This window comes from Novosphingobium sp. FKTRR1 (assembly GCF_020404405.1).
In the GTDB taxonomy this organism is placed as follows: Bacteria; Pseudomonadota; Alphaproteobacteria; order Sphingomonadales; family Sphingomonadaceae; genus Novosphingobium.
Genome location: NZ_JAIZDA010000001.1, coordinates 132,017 through 147,127, shown reverse-complemented (window position 1 = coordinate 147,127; position 15,111 = coordinate 132,017). Strand labels below are relative to the sequence as shown.

Genomic DNA, 15,111 nt, shown 5'->3' with positions numbered 1-15,111 from the left:
CTTAGCGGCGCGATGATCGCCACACCGCGGCGGCGCCGAGCAGCGCCAGCCCCGAGCCCCAAAGCATCCACTGCTTTTGCGCCAGCATGAAGCTGGACGCGGGCCACATGATCAGGCCGGCACCTTGGCCAACCCACAGCAACCCCATGAGGATGGCGGCGATGCCGATGATCCGCAGGAAAATCCTCATCGCCGTATCCTTTTTTCTATCAGCGTTGATCGAGCGGGGTATAATCGCGCGCCGCGGGGCCGGTGTAAAGCTGGCGCGGACGACCGATCTTCTGGCCTGGGTCAGAGATCATTTCGTTCCATTGCGCGACCCAGCCGACCGTGCGGGCGAGCGCGAACAGCACCGTGAACATCGTGGTCGGGAAGCCGATCGCCGACAGGATGATGCCCGAATAGAAGTCAACGTTGGGGAACAGCTTCTTTTCGACGAAGTAGGGATCGTTGAGCGCGATCTCCTCAAGCCGCAAGGCGGTTTCGAACAGGGGATCGGAAACCTTCAGCGCGTCGAACACTTCGCGCACGGTCTTTTGCATGACCGTGGCGCGCGGGTCGTAGTTTTTGTAGACGCGGTGGCCGAAGCCCATCAACCGGAACGGATCGTTCTTGTCCTTGGCGCGGGCGATATACTCGGGGATCTTGTCGGGAGTGCCGATTTCCTTGAGCATGTTCAGCGCCGCTTCGTTCGCGCCGCCATGTGCCGGACCCCACAGGCAGGCGATGCCGGCCGCGATGCAGGCAAACGGATTGGCGCCCGATGAACCGGCCAGACGAACGGTCGAGGTCGAGGCGTTCTGTTCATGGTCGGCGTGCAGGATGAAGATGCGATCCATCGCGCGCTCAACCGCCGGAACCACTTCGTATTCCTCGGCGGGAACGCCGAAGGTCATGCGCAGGAAGTTGCCGGTGTAGGACAGATCGTTGCGCGGATAGACGAAGGGCTGGCCGACCGAATACTTGTAAGCCATCGCCGCGATCGTCGGGATCTTGGCGATCAGGCGGTGTGAGCTGATCTTGCGGTGCTCGGGATCGGCAACGTCGGTCGAGTCGTGATAAAACGCCGAGAGTGCGCCAACCACGCCGCACATGATCGCCATCGGGTGCGCGTCACGGCGGAACCCGCTGAAAAAGCTCGAAAGCTGTTCATGCACCATGGTGTGGCGCGTGATCGTGTGGCTGAACGTGTCAAGCTGGGCCGGGCTCGGCAGCTCGCCATTCAGCAGCAGGTAGCTGACTTCCATGAACGTCGAATGTTCGGCCAGTTGGCCGATGGGATAGCCACGGTGCAGCAGCACGCCTTCCTCACCATCGATATAGGTGATGGCGCTGTCGCAGCTGGCAGTGCTGGTGAAGCCCGGATCATAGGTGAACAACCCGGTCTGACCGTAAAGCTTGCGGATGTCGATCACATCCGGCCCGATCGTGCCGCTACGGACGGGCATTTCGATGGATTTGCCGTCTGCGGTCAAACTCGCCTGATTGTCGCTCACGCTACGCCCTCCTTATGGTGCCGAATGCTAGTGATCTGCCTGCCGTTCACGCTGCCTGGTCACGGATACGAGCGAGCGACTCGTCCTTGCCCAGTAGCGTCAGTACGTCGAATATACCCGGGGAGGTAGTCTGTCCGGTAAGGCTGGCCCGAAGTGGTTGAGCAAGCTTTCCCAAACCAAGGCCAAGCCCTTCAGCCAGCCCCTTTAGACTGGCTTCGAGTACCTCGTTTGTCCAGTCGATTTCCGCGTCAAGCCGATCCGCGATCTGGCCGAGCAATGCCCGCGCGTCATCGGTCAGCAGCGCCTGTGCCTTGGCATCGGGCGCGAGTGGCCGCGCGGCGAACAGGAACACGGCTCCTGCGGCAAGGTCATTGAGGTCGGCCGCGCGCACCTTGAGAACGGGCAGAGTCCGGACCAGCAGGTCGCGCTGGTCGGCGGTCAGCTCGCCCAGTTTCGGGGCGACCAGTTCCGCCAGCCGCCTCTCGTCTGCCTCACGCAGATAGTGGCCGTTGAGGTTCAGCAGCTTCTTGATGTCAAAACGCGAGGCACCCCGGTTGACGTCGACAATGTCGAACCAGCTCACCGCCTGATCGCGGCTGATGATTTCCTCGTCACCGTGTCCCCAGCCGAGACGAAGCAGGTAATTGAACACCGCTTCGGGCAGCAGGCCCAGCTCATCGCGATAGGCATCGACCCCCAGCGCTCCATGTCGCTTCGAGAGCTTTGCGCCATCGGCGCCATGGATCAACGGAATGTGGCCATAAGCCGGATCGGGCCAGCCCGGCCCGCCTGCGCTCTGTTCAATCGTATGCATGGCGCGGATGATGACAAGCTGGCGGAAGGCGTTGTTGATATGGTCGTCGCCGCGGATCACATGGGTCACGCCCATGTCGTGATCGTCGACCACCACCGCCAGCATGTACGTCGGCGTGCCATCGCTGCGCAGGACGATGAAATCATCGAGTTCGCTGTTCTGGACGGTGATCTTGCCCTGAACCAGGTCGTCGATGACGGTTTCACCCGTGCGCGGTGCCTTCATGCGCACCACATAGGGCTTGTCCGCGGGCCAGGTTGCCGGGTCGGCGTCGCGCCATTCGCTGTCGATACGAAAAGGGCGCCGTTCGGCTTGCGCTTGCTCGCGGCGCGCCGCCAGCTCTTCCTGCGTCAGATAGCAGCGATAGGCGTGCCCGGCTTCCAGCAACTGGTGCGCAATGGCCGCATGGCGATCCGAACGGGCGAACTGAAACACCGGCTCGGCATCGCCGCCAAGCCCGAGCCAGTTCAGACCATCGAAGATCGCGTCGATTGCCGCATCGGTGGAGCGAGCGCGATCGGTATCCTCGATCCGCAGCAGATAAGTGCCGCCGTGGTGGCGGGCATAGAGCCAGTTGAAAAGTGCGGTCCGTGCGCCGCCGATATGCAGGAACCCGGTGGGCGAGGGCGCAAAACGGGTGACAACGGGACGCTGCGACTGGTCAGTCCCCTCGGCCGATAGTGCAAGATCGGTACCAGTCGCACTTGCCATCGCTGGCATAATCCTTCCTACTTCCGCCATGGCAAGCGCAGCCACGGACCATTGCGAACCGACCGCTCAACCCGAGCGTGCGTCCGACACATCGCTGTCGGATCAAGCCGCGCCGCATTGGGACAGAATGTCGCGCTTGTCCAGTGTGCACCGCACCATCGACCGATTCCTGGCCGACCGTCCGTTCGAGCGCGGACCGTGGCTGGTGGTGGCGTTTGGCGTTGGAATTGCGGCATGGGCGATCCTCCCGGACGTCTGGGAGTGGCTCGCCTTGCTTTGCTTGTGCAGCGCGGCAGTCCTCCTTGCCCGCCTCACGCCAGCCGACAGCGCAACGCCATGGGTGCCGCTGGCGATTCAGGGCTGCGCGCTGATGGCTGCGGCGGGATGCGCAACGATCTGGACCAAATCATCGCTGGTCGGCGCACCGCCGATTGCCCGTTCGATGGTCGTCACGGTTGCAGGCACCTTGCTTGACCGGCAGGATGAGGGCGCGCTTGGCCGGATCCGACTGGTCATGGCAACGCGCGTAGCCCCATCCGAACGACCGATCCGTATCCGCCTCAATCTGGATGCGCGTGATGACCTCCCCGGCCTGCAACCCGGTGCGGTTGCACTGATGCGGGTGCGTCTGGTGCCACCCGCGCCGCCAATGCTGCCCGGCGCCTATGACTTTGCGCGTGCCGCATGGTTTCAGGGGTTGGCAGCCACGGGGTCGGTGCTTGGCAAGCCCAGGGTTTTGCAGGCAGCGCAAACCACGCCCTCGCTGCTGTCGGTCCGCGAAGCGCTTGCTGCACATGTCCGCGCTAACTTGGCAGGATCGCCCGGTGCAATTGCCGCCGCTTTTGCCAGCGGCGATCGCGGGGCGATCACGCCGGCGGATGAACAGGCGATGCGCGATGCGGGATTGACGCATTTGCTGTCGATCAGCGGCCTGCATGTCAGTGCGGTGATTGCTGGCTTCTACTTATTGGCGATCCGGGTGCTTGCCCTGCTGCCATGGATCGCCTTGCGGGTGCGCCTGCCGGTGGTCGCCGCTTCGGTCGGCGCTCTTGCCGGCATCGCCTATGCCCTGATCACCGGTGCCGAAGTGCCGACCGTGCGATCGGTCGTCGGCGCACTGCTGGTGCTTGGCGCGCTGGCACTTGGGCGCGATCCGTTGTCCTTGCGCATGACCGCGATCGCAGCGCTGTTCGTGATGATTTTCTGGCCCGAGTCGGTGCTGGGGCCAAGCTTTCAGATGAGCTTTGCATCGGTCATCGCCATCGTCGCGATGCACCAGTCTGCGCCGGTGCGTGCGTTCATCGCCCATCGGGAAAGCGATGGCAGGGCGCTGGGCTTGCTTCGGCACCTCGCACTGCTCCTGGCAACAGGGGTGGTGATCGAGCTGTCTTTGCTGCCGATCGCACTGTTCCACTTCCATCGCGCAGGCGTTTACGGCGCCTTTGCCAATGTGATTGCGATCCCCCTGACCACCTTTCTGACGATGCCGCTGCTCGGGTTGGCGCTCGTGCTCGATGTTGCCGGACTGGGTGCCCCAGCGTGGTGGGCCGTGGGCAAGTCGCTCGACGCACTGATCGGCTTGGCCCACATGACCGCGGCGCTTCCCGGTGCGGTCACACTGCTGCCGACGATGCCGCGCTGGGTGTTCGGTTTATGGCTGGCGGGGTTGCTGTGGCTGGCCTTGTGGACGCGGACAGTGCGGTTTTATGGCCTGCTGCCGATCACGATTGCAGCCACGATCTACGCGCTGGAACGGACGCCCGATATTCTGGTTTCGGGCGATGGACACTATGTCGGTATCACGGGCGAAGGCCCCAATCTGATTGTCCTGCGGCCCATGCGCGGGGATTATGCGCGGTCGAACCTGCTTGAAATGGCTGGTATGCAGGGCGACGTCGTCACCATGGACGACTGGGCCAAAGCGAAGTGCAACGTCGACTTTTGCGCCGTCACACTCGATCGCCAGCCTAGCCGATTTCGCGTGTTGCTGGCGCGCGGAACGGTCGTGATCGACGAACTGGCGCTTGCCGCCGCTTGCGAGCGGTCCGATCTTGTCATCGCCGACCGGCGCCTGCCGCAAAGCTGTCGTCCGCGACTGCTGCGCATTGACCGATCGGTCTTGGAACATACCGGTGGGCTGACGGTCGATTTGAAGAGCCTCCGAGTTACCACGGTCGCGCAGACCATGGGCCATCAAGGCTGGTATCCCTGGTTTGAACCAAGAGCCGCGCCCATTCATTCGGTACCTGTTGAACCAGATCACTCCGGCTCGCCTAGAGCAGCCCGAACTGTGACCAGCAAGGGCCTTGATCAACACGGACGAAAATGACCCAGCAACAGGCTGAGTAATTGCGAGCCGACCGAGACCGAACCGACTGAGCCCAACCCGATGAAGGTCCGCCGATAAAACCTTCAAGGGCATGGCTCGGACCGGTTTCACCGCAGCCGACAGAAGCGCGGTCAGCGCCGTCGTATGGGGCAATATTCCGGCCAGCGAAAATTCACCCGACCGATGAATTGTGCGGCAACGGTGCGGTGATCAGGGCTGATCTGAACGCGAAGCGATGTGATGAACGCCACTAGGCGGCGTGGACAAAATTGCACGAGGCCACGGCTGGGAGTCAAAAGCCTTCAATTCGAGCAGGTGAGGTGAAGGCTTATGCCGGGTTCCGAGCTGAACCGACGCGGAAGTGGCGGCTTTTGGCCCAGCCCCTGCGGGGTTGCTCTGTAACCGGCCCCTGCGGGGTTGCCATGTAAGGGGCCCCAGCAGCGTTGCTCAGCCTTGAAAGAGGGCCAATTTCCCAGCGGCTTCGCGCCTCACTGGGGCCCCCTACAGGGCAACCGTGGTCACGCGGGAATTGTCCACGCCGCCTCGAACAAAACCCAGCCATCAGCATCCCATGCAGCCTAGCCGTAGCCAAGTCGGCGGGTGAACCCGATCACTAGGTCGTAAACTCATAAATCGCGCCATCGAGGTTTGAAGCAAAACGGCTCAGTGCAAGGAGGGAAGGCGCAGGGATATATCGATATCTCAAGCCTTTCCGACGCTGCAATAGGCCGTTTTGGTCAAATCCCGAAGGGACACCCGAACGGCTTCGATCTCGAACGGAAGCAACCTTGGAAAGGCAACCAGCCTTCCCGGCGGTCGCTTCCGTCCGATATCTTCGCCGTTCGGGTGCCTCGATGGCGCGATTTATGAGTTTACGACCTAGTCAAAGGCCGACTGGTGACCGGGCATGACAGTCTTGCCGAGGCTTGAGCCGAAGTTCGGGCCAAGGTTCGGGCCAAGGTTCGGGCATGCGTACGCCATTCCCTTGCCGTCAAACTGTTCCCGAGCGGGTACTGGCAGCAGATAAACCAACCATGCCGCTGCCGATTCCAGCCGTCAGTCGTGCGGCCATATCAGCGCCAATCCCATACGTGCGGTCCCAAGCAGCAATGGCTCATTCAACACGGGCTCGTTCAGTGATACCGCCGCAGCAAGCCCGCCAGTTTGCCCTGGACCTGCACTTCGTCAGACCGGTAGAACTGCGGATCATAGGCGGCATTGGCGGGATCGAGCCGGATCATGCCCTTTTCGCGGCGCAGGTATTTGAGTGTGGCTTCTTCGCCGCGCACCAGTGCAACCACGATTTCGCCATCGCGCGCGGTGTCGGTACGGCGCACCAACGCATAATCGCCATCGAGGATGCCAGCCTCGACCATGGAGTCGCCGGACACTTCCAGCGCGTAATGTTCGCCAGCGCCAAGCAAGGCGGCCGGAACCGGCAGCGTGGACGCCCCTTCCAACGCTTCGATCGGCGCGCCGGCGGCAATGCGCCCGTGCAGCGGCAATTCAATCACGTCGTTGGCGGGAGCCGCAGGCTTGGAGGTCTTTCCGCCCAACACCACTGACGCGCTCGACGCAGCGTCATTCACAGCGGCGGGCAGCGGATTGCTCTTGGGCTTGCGCGTGACACTTGTCTCAGGCTCGCGTATCACTTCGAGCGCGCGGGCGCGGTTGGGCAAACGGCGGATAAATCCGCGCTCCTCAAGCGCCGAAATCAGGCGATGCACACCCGATTTGGATTTGAGATCCAGCGCCTCCTTCATTTCCTCGAACGAAGGCGAGATGCCCGATTCCTCAAGACGTAGCTGGATGAAGGTCAGCAGTTCGTGCTGCTTACGCGTCAGCATTGCGGGCACTCCCGTAGTGAACGAATGCGGAACGAATAGGTAACCAAATGGAACACGTCAAGCGCTTCTGCCGCGCAAACCCCCGCGATTCAGCCGAAATCGAGCAAATAAACCGGCACTTCCCCGCCAGCGGGGACAGCGGGTGAGCGCGCATCGCGCACGACCAGCGCGTTGGCGCGGGCAAGCGGCCCCAGCGCGCCCGAGTCCTGCAAGGAATCCAGCGTCACCAGCCTGCCGTCCCAGTGGGCGCGCAAGAACTCCTGACGGCTTCCACCCGCAGTCATCGGCTCTGCCAATAGCGCGGTGGTCGTCCGGGGAAGCGGCTCAGCAGCGCCGAGACTTGCACGCATGAGCGGCAGCATGAACAGGAAACCCGTGACGAACGACGCCGCCGGGTTACCAGGAAGCCCGAGGATCAATTGCGCACCCCGCCGTGCCACCATCAAAGGTTTGCCAGGCTTTATGCCGACCCGCCAGAAATCGATGGTCGCGCCTGCAGCTTCGAGGGCGGGGCGCAGCAAGTCGTGGTCACCGACCGAGGCTCCGCCACTGGTGACGATTAGATCCGCGCCGGCCGCTTGCGCGAAGGCATCCGTCAGCGCGTCGAGGCGGTCGGGCACAGGGCCGATGCGGCGGATTCGGACGGGTTGCGAAGCGGCCATGGCTGCCAGCATCGGGCCATTGCTGGCCGGGATCTGATGCGGAAGGAGCGACGTTCCCGGTACGGCGAGTTCGTCTCCGCTGTCGATTACGACCAGATCGAGGGCGCGGCGCACCGTCAACGTCTCATGGCCTGCTGCAATGGCTAGCGCGATCTGTGCGGGGCCTAGCCGCGTTCCGGCCGACAACAGCAATTTGTGTTGTCCAAAATCCATGCCGCGCGGGCGGATATGGCGCTCGGTCGGGTCGGGAGCCATCCCGGTCAGGTGGACGCGGACACCCTCAACGGTCGCGTCTTCCTTGATCAGCACCATGTCCGCATCGGGCGGGACGACCGCGCCTGTGCTGATACGAACCGCTTCGCCGGTGCCAAGCGATCGATCAAAGGGGCGTCCGGCGGCGCTCTCGCCGACGATGCACCATGGCCCCGGTAGATCGCCAGAGCGCAAGGCAAAGCCATCCATAGCAGAAAGCGGCGCGGCGGGCTGGGTGCGCCGCGCCGTCAGATCGTGGCAGAGGTAATAGCCCCGGCAGTCATCGACTGGACGCTGCTCGGTCGGCACCAAAGGGGCAAGCGCAAGCAACCTTGCCTGCGCCTCAGGCAGCGACAGCGGCGGGGTGTGCGCAGCCTTGAGAACAGCCGGATCGGTCGCCACGTCAGCCCCCGGTCTGGTCAACCGCGAACCAGTCGCCCGATTTGCCGCCGCGCTTTTCGATCAGGCGGACGTGTTCGATGATCATACCCTTGTCCACCGCCTTGGCCATGTCGTAGATTGTCAGCAGTGCCAGCGAGGCGGCGGTAAGCGCCTCCATTTCGACGCCGGTACGCCCGGTCAGCGAGGCGCTTGCGGTCACTTCGACACCGGTCTCGGTAAGCCTGAAATCGACCGTCACGCTGTCGAGCGCCAGCGGATGGCACAGCGGGATCAGGTCGCCGGTCCGTTTGGCGGCCATGATACCCGCAATGCGTGCGGTTGCGAGCACGTCGCCCTTTGGCACGGTGCCGTCGCGGATCGCGGCCAGCGCCTGTGCGCTCATGCGGATCGCGCCACGTGCCACCGCAAGGCGTTGCGTCTGCGGCTTTCCGCCGACATCGACCATGCGCGCATGGCCCTGCGAATCAAGATGGGTCAACCCTGTCATCGCGCCGTCATGTCAGAGCCGAACCGGGCTGCACAGGGGGCTGGTTTCCACTGACCGGGGCGTAAAGGCACGAAAACCGCCTTTGGGCGCAACAAGCGGGACGCAACGTGTGCGGAGCGACGCCAAAGTGCGTGGCGAAGGAGTTCACGCATGCCATCACGCAGCACAGCATTTGTTGCCGGGGTCGCCTTGGTCCTGTTGGCCGGTCTGGCCAGCAACGCCAACGCCAACGCCCATGCCGACCTGACGGAGCAACCCGCAGCCTGGACTCTCGACGCCATCGCCTGGCAGACAAAGGCCGCCAACGGAACCCGCTATGCCCTGCTCGAAGGGGATAGAGGCACTGGTAACGCCCCGTTTTCCTATGCGTTCTCGATCCCGGCCGGGGTGTTCGACGCGCCGCATCGGCATAGCGCGACAGCCCGCGTGTTCGTGGCCAAAGGGGTGCTGGAAATCGGGTTTGGCGACAGGTTCGATCCGGCTGCCTTGCACGCCTATCCGGCCGGAAGCTACGTGATCGTGCCGGCCAACATGGTTCACTTCGACGGGTCGCATGTCGATACCGTGATCATCGGCACGGCAACCGGCCCATGGTCGACGGCCTATCTCGACGGGTCGCAGCCCGTATCAGCCGGAACGCCGGTGCACTGACGGGTCCGTTTCAACCGGATCATGTGCCCCGGACGCAGCCTGCGGCCACGTCCGGGGCATAGTTCAGCGTGACTGTGTGGCCGCGCCATCATCCTTGTTCAGCAGTGCTTCGCCCTTTTCCGACAAGAGCAGCGCCAACAGGCCTTGCAGCGGGCCACCGGCACCGTTGCCGTCGCCCGCACCGCCGCCGCTGATCTGGATACGCGGGACGATGTCCACCCCCGACTTTTCCAGCGCTTCGGCCAGACGTTCGACCACCTGACGGGTCAACTGATAGCGGGCGCCGCCGGAAGCTTCTGCCTGCCGTTCGATCGTCTCGGCGGTGGCAAGGCCGGTCTTGGTGATGCGTTCGGCATCGGCGCTGGCCAGTGCCACCATCCGCGCGGCTTCACCTTCACCGACGATGCGTGCGCGGTCCGCTTCGGCCTTGGCCAGAGTGCGGGTCTGTTCGGCCTGTTGCGTCGCCAGCTTGAGCTGGGCCTTGCCCTCGTTCTCGCGCACGGTGATCGACAGTTCGGATTGGGTGATCGCGGTTTGCTGGTTGGCGCGCGCTTCGGCCTCGCGCAGGGTGCGTTCGCCTTCGGCAGCAATGCGCTGCTTTTCGTATGTGGTCACCCGCTCCTCGGCGACCTGACGTTCGCGCAACTGCTGCAGCACTTTCTCGATCTGATCATTGCTGCCCGAGGCGCGCGGGGTGCCGATCAGCACTTCTTGCAGTTCCAGATTGTAGGCGACAAAGCGTTCGCGCATCTGCTCGCCCGCAATCTGCTGAATGTCGGCGCGCTCCTGCAACAGTTCGATCAGCGTCTTTTTCTGGGCGACGTTCTTGAAATAGGCCGAGACCATCGGATCGAGCGTCTGTTCGACCAGTTTCTTGATGTCGCCAAAGCGCTGCACCACCAGCGGCGCCTTGCGGTAATCGATGTGGACCACGACCGACAGCGGCAGAGTCGGTTCGAACGCATCGCGCGTGATCAGCGAGACTTCGGCGAGGTTCTCGTCATACCGATGGGTGCCGACGGCCTCCTCCTCCCACTTCAGGATGAAGTTGGTGGTCGGAACGATCAGGATCTTGCCCGCATAAGTGTTGAACGCATATTTGCCGGGCAGCAGCGGTTCGCTCCACACGCCGCGTGATCCTCGGGCAACCAGCTCGCCGTGGCGGTAATCGTCGCCTGACATGTCGGCGGTATCGGTGCCGGTGTAGCTGATCACCACGCCGACATTGCCGACCTCGATCACGGTCTTGGCGACCATCTCGATCGTGGCGAACAGGCGGTTGATGAAATAGCTGCCTTCGACCAGCACCTGCAACTGCCGCCCACGACGGCCGCCAGCCGCGATGAACTTCTCGGGGTCCTGGAACGAGTTGTGGAAGGTGGCGGCGTCCGCCTGCTCGGTGCCAACTTCGGGGGCGATGATGTGGTCGGCGGTCAGCGCCGGGCCATCGTGAACGGTAACGATGCCGATCATGTCATCGGCGTTTTTGATGACCACCGCTTCGAAGCCCGAACGCCCGGCGATCAGGTCGTGGGTCTGCTGAAACAGCGCGGCGTCGTTGCGTTCCAGCATCAGGCCGTGGATCTGGTCGCGCGTGATGATCACGAACTGCGCCAGATTGATGGCGTAGGTACCTTCACGCAGGATCGCGCGCTGAGGCCCCTTTTGCCCGCCGTTGGTCAGGAAGCTGCGCACATCGAGAAACTCGGCGGTACGGGCATTGCTGGCCAGCGTCTGGGTGGGTTCCAGCGCGGCGCCGTCGCGCGCGAAGACATAGCCGACCTGACCCTGCGGAATGGTGACCAGCGGCTGGGGGTGGATGCGGTACTGAAAGGGAAAGAAAAAGTGGAAGCCGCCGCGCAGCACTTCGGGCTGGAAACCCGCTTCGCCGCCCAGTGCGATCAGGCCGCCAGCGATCGAACCACCGCCGCTCCACAGTTTCTCGACAATGGCGACGCGGCTGTTGCCGACATAACGGATCATGCCGGAAAGCACGATCAACAGCAGCACAAGCACCGCTGCCACACCGGCACCGGCGCCCCAAACCAACAAGTCTGACATGGGAAAGGACATCCTCAATGGGATCTCGCAAGGTCGGCAACCATTGCCGACGCGAACGACATTAGCGGTTCGCGCTGACGGCTTGAAGCGAAACTGCGGTCGCTACGGCATCAATTGCGTATTGCGCCTTGCGGTTTTGTCATCGGCCCGGTTCGGCGCTGCGTCAGGCAAGCGTGTCAACAACCCGCCGGGGCTCGCCCAAATGTTCAACCAAACGCCAGCAGGAACGGATCATTGCCGTTGTCCGCACGGTCCTGCACGCTACAGGCAAGGTCGCCCCGGACCTGCCGTTTGACCGTGCGGAAGCCGGGTTGTTCCGCCATCACCGCCGCCTTGTCGACCGCGCGGGACAGCAGCACATCTGACGGACAGGCTTCATCGGCGATGCGCAAGTCGAGCATCGTGTTCGCGTCGAGCAGGGTGCTGGTCAGGGTCAGGCGCCGGGCAAGGCCGGGACCAAGCTCTGCCTTCAGGATGTCGAGCAGGCCAGCGGCCAGCGGCTCACCGGTCAGCGCGCCGTTCATGCCGAAGCGCGCTCCGGGAGCGTCGGTCAGCAGGCGATAGTCCGAACCCAGCGCCAGAACGAAGCCTGTACCCGTGGCCGTGCCGTTGATGGCCGCCACCACAGGCACCGGAATGGCCAGCAGCCGCGCAGTCATTCGGGTGATGGCGCGCACCAGTTCTCCGCGCAGATCGCGGCCATGGCTTGCAAACAGGGCGGGATCGACCCCGGCGCAGAACGTTTCGCCGATGCCGGTAATGACCATGCCGCGTTCGGGAGGAGAATGGATGGCCAGATCGAAATAGCGCTCCAGCAGCAGCACTGCATCCAGATCGAGCGCATTACCGGGTGGACGCAGCAGCGTCAGCACCAGCACTCCATCCTGATATGCGGTCGTAACGGACACATGCGCCTCCAAGCCACAACCGGTGTGACTTGGAGCGCAAACGACTGTCAACGCTGTTAACCTTGAATAAGCGCCCGCGTTGCGGCTTCAACGTCGATTTGCCTCATCAGGCTTTCACCAACAAGGAAGGTGCGCGCCCCGCAATGGGACAACCGTTCCAGATCGGCACGGCTGTTGATGCCGCTCTCGCTGACCAGCAAGGTGCCTTTGGGCGCGAGGGGCGCGAGTCGTTCGGTCGTGGCGATATCGGTCACGAACCGCTTGAGATCGCGGTTGTTGACCCCGATCAGCCGGGACTGCAGCCGCGCGGCGCGTTCCATTTCCGCCTCGTTGTGTACTTCGACCAGCACGTCCATGCCCTGATCGCGCGCCGCAGCCTCGATCTCGGCCATCGCGACGTCATCCAGCGCGGCCACGATGATCAGGATGGCGTCGGCCCCGAATGCGCGCGCTTCGGCGCATTGCCAGGGATCGACCATGAAATCCTTGCGGATCACCGGCAGAGTGCAGGCCGCGCGCGCGGCAACGAGATAGTCCTCGTGCCCCTGAAAGTACGGCGCATCGGTCAGCACCGACAGGCAGGCAGCGCCACCGCGCTCGTAGGCGAGCGCATGTTCGGCCGGTTGAAAGTCGGCGCGGATCAGGCCCTTGGATGGCGATGCCTTCTTGATCTCGGCGATCAGCGCATAGCCGGTGGCCGCACGCGCGCGCAAAGCGGCCTCGAACCCGCGAGGGCCAGATTGCGCGGCGGCCTGCGCGGCCAGATCGGCGAGGCTGGTGGCGGCCTTGCGCGCGGCGACTTCAATGCGCTTGGTCGCGCAGATTTGGGTGAGTTTGTCGGTCATCGTGGTGCCCGCATGCCTTTGGCGTTGGGGTTTGTCGAGAGGCTAGGCGTGCGTGTGCCTCACAGGCTTCAGCGCAAGGCCGCGATCCAGCAATCGAGCAAGGTATTGGCCAACCCTTTGTCGAGCGCTTCTGCAGCTTCATCCACGCCTGCGTGCCAGTCATCGACTTCGCCCGCCACGATCAGTGCGGCAGCGGCGTTGAACAACACCGCATCGCGGTAGGGGCCGCGCTGGCCTTGCAAGAGCGCGCGCAGGGCGGCGGCATTGTAGGCGGCGTCGCCTCCGCGCAAAGCGTCGACCGGTGCGGTCGGCAGGCCGGCATCGCCGGGCGCGACGCGGCGCATGGCCAGATGGTCGACCTTGATCTCGGCCAGTTCGTTGCCCCCGGCGAGGCTCAGTTCGTCCAACCCCTCATCGCCCGACACGACCATGGCGTGGTCCGAACCGAGGCGGAGCAATGCATCTGCATAGATCGGGACATAAGCCGGGCGGGCGATGCCGACGAGTTGCCGCCGAACACCCGCAGGATTGGCCAGCGGCCCCATCAGGTTGAAGATCGTGCGGCGGCCCAGCGCCTTGCGGATCGGCATGATCCGGCCCATCGCCGGGTGATGCAGGCCGGCAAACAGGAAGCCTATACCCAGATCGTGCAGCGTCTGCTCGGCGGTCTGCGCGGCGCGGTCGAGGTTGAGACCCAGTGCTTCGAGGGTGTCGGCGGCACCCGCCTTCGAGCTTGCCGCCCGATTGCCGTGCTTGGCCACCGGCACACCGCAGGCCGCGACGACGAGGCTGACCGCGGTCGATACGTTGAGCGTGTGGAAGCCGTCACCGCCGGTGCCGCAGACGTCGATGGCGTTGGCCGGGGCTGATACCGGAATCAATCGCGCGCGCATCGCTCGCGCCGCTCCGGCGATTTCGGCAGAGGTCTCGCCCCGATCGGACAGCGCCACAAGAAACGATGCAACGGCATCATCCGCGACTTTGCCATCGAGGATCGCGCCAAAAGCGGCCTCAGCCTCGTCCTCGTGCAGCGGCAGTTCGGCGACGTCGGGCAGCGCGGTCATGCCGTTTCTTGCACATTGACCCCGCACAGGCGCAGGAAGTTGGCGATCATCGCGTGGCCGTGTTCGGTGGCGATGCTTTCGGGATGGAACTGCACGCCGTGGATCGGCAGCGTGGCATGGCGGAAACCCATCACGTGGCCGTCGTCCGAGCGCGCATTGACCACCAGATCGGCCGGAATGTCCTCGACGATCAGCGAGTGATAGCGCGTGGCGGTGAAGGGCGAGGGCAACCCTGCGAACACCCCGGTGCCATCGTGCGTCACCGGGCTGGTCTTGCCGTGCATCAATCCGCCGCGCACGACTTTGCCGCCGAAGTGCTGGCCGATCGACTGGTGCCCGAGACATACGCCGAGCAAGGGCAACCCGGCCTCAGCCGCCGCGCCGACCAGTTCAAGGCTGATCCCCGCCTCATTGGGCGTGCAGGGGCCGGGCGAGAGCAGAAAGCCCTGCGCGCCACTGGAAATCGCCTGCCCCGCCGACATGGCATCGTTGCGCACCACCTCAACCTGCGCTCCCAGCTCCATCAGATAATGGACAAGGTTCCAGGTAAAGCTGTCGTAGTTGTCGATGACGAGGATCATG

The 15,111-nt window shown here is 63.8% G+C and carries 13 protein-coding genes; 2 read left to right on the top strand and 11 right to left on the bottom strand.

Features of this window, described 5'->3' with window-relative positions; genetic code table 11:
- Position 1: 1 nt before the first annotated feature.
- From LDN95_RS00630 to gltX, 3 genes are read right to left on the bottom strand one after another with little or no spacing between them, the layout of a single operon-like run.
- Positions 2–190, bottom strand: coding sequence for a hypothetical protein (locus LDN95_RS00630; protein ID WP_226015688.1), 189 nt, complete (start codon positions 188–190; stop codon positions 2–4).
- Between the two features lie 19 nt (positions 191–209).
- Positions 210–1,496: a citrate synthase gene (locus LDN95_RS00625; protein WP_226015687.1), complete on the bottom strand. Its 1,287-nt coding sequence runs from the start codon at positions 1,494–1,496 to the stop codon at positions 210–212.
- 46 nt (positions 1,497–1,542) lie between these two features.
- Positions 1,543–3,021 carry a glutamate--tRNA ligase gene (gene gltX, locus LDN95_RS00620; protein ID WP_226015686.1) on the bottom strand — a complete coding sequence of 493 codons (1,479 nt, stop codon included), beginning with the start codon at positions 3,019–3,021 and terminating at the stop codon, positions 1,543–1,545.
- A gap of 28 nt (positions 3,022–3,049) precedes the next feature.
- Between gltX and LDN95_RS00615 the strand changes: the two genes are divergently transcribed.
- Positions 3,050–5,350, top strand: a complete 2,301-nt coding sequence (locus tag LDN95_RS00615; protein ID WP_226015685.1) for a ComEC/Rec2 family competence protein — start codon at positions 3,050–3,052, stop codon at positions 5,348–5,350.
- A gap of 1,133 nt (positions 5,351–6,483) precedes the next feature.
- Here the strand turns inward: LDN95_RS00615 and lexA are convergent.
- The 3 genes from lexA to moaC all read right to left on the bottom strand — a co-directional run bounded on the left by lexA (position 6,484) and on the right by moaC (position 9,000).
- Positions 6,484–7,197, bottom strand: a complete 714-nt coding sequence (gene lexA / locus LDN95_RS00610; RefSeq protein WP_226015684.1) for a transcriptional repressor LexA — start codon at positions 7,195–7,197, stop codon at positions 6,484–6,486.
- An 89-nt stretch (positions 7,198–7,286) separates the two neighbouring features.
- Positions 7,287–8,534 carry a molybdopterin molybdotransferase MoeA gene (locus LDN95_RS00605; protein WP_226015683.1) on the bottom strand — a complete coding sequence of 416 codons (1,248 nt, stop codon included), beginning with the start codon at positions 8,532–8,534 and terminating at the stop codon, positions 7,287–7,289.
- Positions 8,515–9,000, bottom strand: a complete 486-nt coding sequence (gene moaC / locus LDN95_RS00600; protein WP_226015682.1) for a cyclic pyranopterin monophosphate synthase MoaC — start codon at positions 8,998–9,000, stop codon at positions 8,515–8,517. The genes LDN95_RS00605 and moaC overlap by 20 nt, the downstream gene beginning before the upstream one ends.
- A gap of 150 nt (positions 9,001–9,150) precedes the next feature.
- Here moaC and LDN95_RS00595 point away from each other — a divergent pair, with 150 nt between their 5' ends.
- A complete protein-coding gene (locus LDN95_RS00595) occupies positions 9,151–9,651 on the top strand; it encodes a cupin domain-containing protein (protein ID WP_226015681.1) in 501 nt (166 codons plus the stop codon).
- Positions 9,652–9,714: 63 nt separating this feature from the next.
- On the opposite strand, the gene LDN95_RS00590 is transcribed toward LDN95_RS00595, so the two are convergent.
- From LDN95_RS00590 to LDN95_RS00570, 5 genes are all read right to left on the bottom strand, one after another.
- A complete protein-coding gene (locus LDN95_RS00590) occupies positions 9,715–11,712 on the bottom strand; it encodes an SPFH domain-containing protein (protein ID WP_226015680.1) in 1,998 nt (665 codons plus the stop codon).
- A 206-nt stretch (positions 11,713–11,918) separates the two neighbouring features.
- On the bottom strand, positions 11,919–12,620 hold the full coding sequence (locus LDN95_RS00585; RefSeq protein ID WP_226015679.1) for an enoyl-CoA hydratase/isomerase family protein: 702 nt from the start codon (positions 12,618–12,620) through the stop codon (positions 11,919–11,921).
- Between the two features lie 56 nt (positions 12,621–12,676).
- Positions 12,677–13,465 (bottom strand): indole-3-glycerol phosphate synthase TrpC, encoded by a 789-nt coding sequence (gene trpC / locus LDN95_RS00580; RefSeq protein WP_226015678.1) that lies wholly within the window; start codon positions 13,463–13,465, stop codon positions 12,677–12,679.
- Between the two features lie 68 nt (positions 13,466–13,533).
- Positions 13,534–14,529, bottom strand: a complete 996-nt coding sequence (gene trpD / locus LDN95_RS00575; protein WP_226015677.1) for an anthranilate phosphoribosyltransferase — start codon at positions 14,527–14,529, stop codon at positions 13,534–13,536.
- A complete protein-coding gene (locus LDN95_RS00570) occupies positions 14,526–15,110 on the bottom strand; it encodes an aminodeoxychorismate/anthranilate synthase component II (RefSeq protein WP_226015676.1) in 585 nt (194 codons plus the stop codon). The genes trpD and LDN95_RS00570 overlap by 4 nt, the downstream gene beginning before the upstream one ends.
- Between the last annotated feature and the right edge of the window lies 1 nt (position 15,111).

What these genes read in the sequence shown, in the direction of transcription:
- lexA (WP_226015684.1), bottom strand. Translation starts at nt 7,197, where the DNA reads ATGCTGACGCGTAAGCAGCACGAACTGCTGACCTTCATCCAGCTACGT.
- moaC (WP_226015682.1), bottom strand. Translation starts at nt 9,000, where the DNA reads ATGACAGGGTTGACCCATCTTGATTCGCAGGGCCATGCGCGCATGGTC.
- LDN95_RS00595 (WP_226015681.1), top strand. Translation starts at nt 9,151, where the DNA reads ATGCCATCACGCAGCACAGCATTTGTTGCCGGGGTCGCCTTGGTCCTG.
- trpD (WP_226015677.1), bottom strand. Translation starts at nt 14,529, where the DNA reads ATGACCGCGCTGCCCGACGTCGCCGAACTGCCGCTGCACGAGGACGAG.
- LDN95_RS00590 (WP_226015680.1), bottom strand. Translation starts at nt 11,712, where the DNA reads ATGTCAGACTTGTTGGTTTGGGGCGCCGGTGCCGGTGTGGCAGCGGTG.
- LDN95_RS00615 (WP_226015685.1), top strand. Translation starts at nt 3,050, where the DNA reads ATGGCAAGCGCAGCCACGGACCATTGCGAACCGACCGCTCAACCCGAG.
- LDN95_RS00630 (WP_226015688.1), bottom strand. Translation starts at nt 190, where the DNA reads ATGAGGATTTTCCTGCGGATCATCGGCATCGCCGCCATCCTCATGGGG.
- LDN95_RS00570 (WP_226015676.1), bottom strand. Translation starts at nt 15,110, where the DNA reads ATGATCCTCGTCATCGACAACTACGACAGCTTTACCTGGAACCTTGTC.
- trpC (WP_226015678.1), bottom strand. Translation starts at nt 13,465, where the DNA reads ATGACCGACAAACTCACCCAAATCTGCGCGACCAAGCGCATTGAAGTC.
- gltX (WP_226015686.1), bottom strand. Translation starts at nt 3,021, where the DNA reads ATGGCAAGTGCGACTGGTACCGATCTTGCACTATCGGCCGAGGGGACT.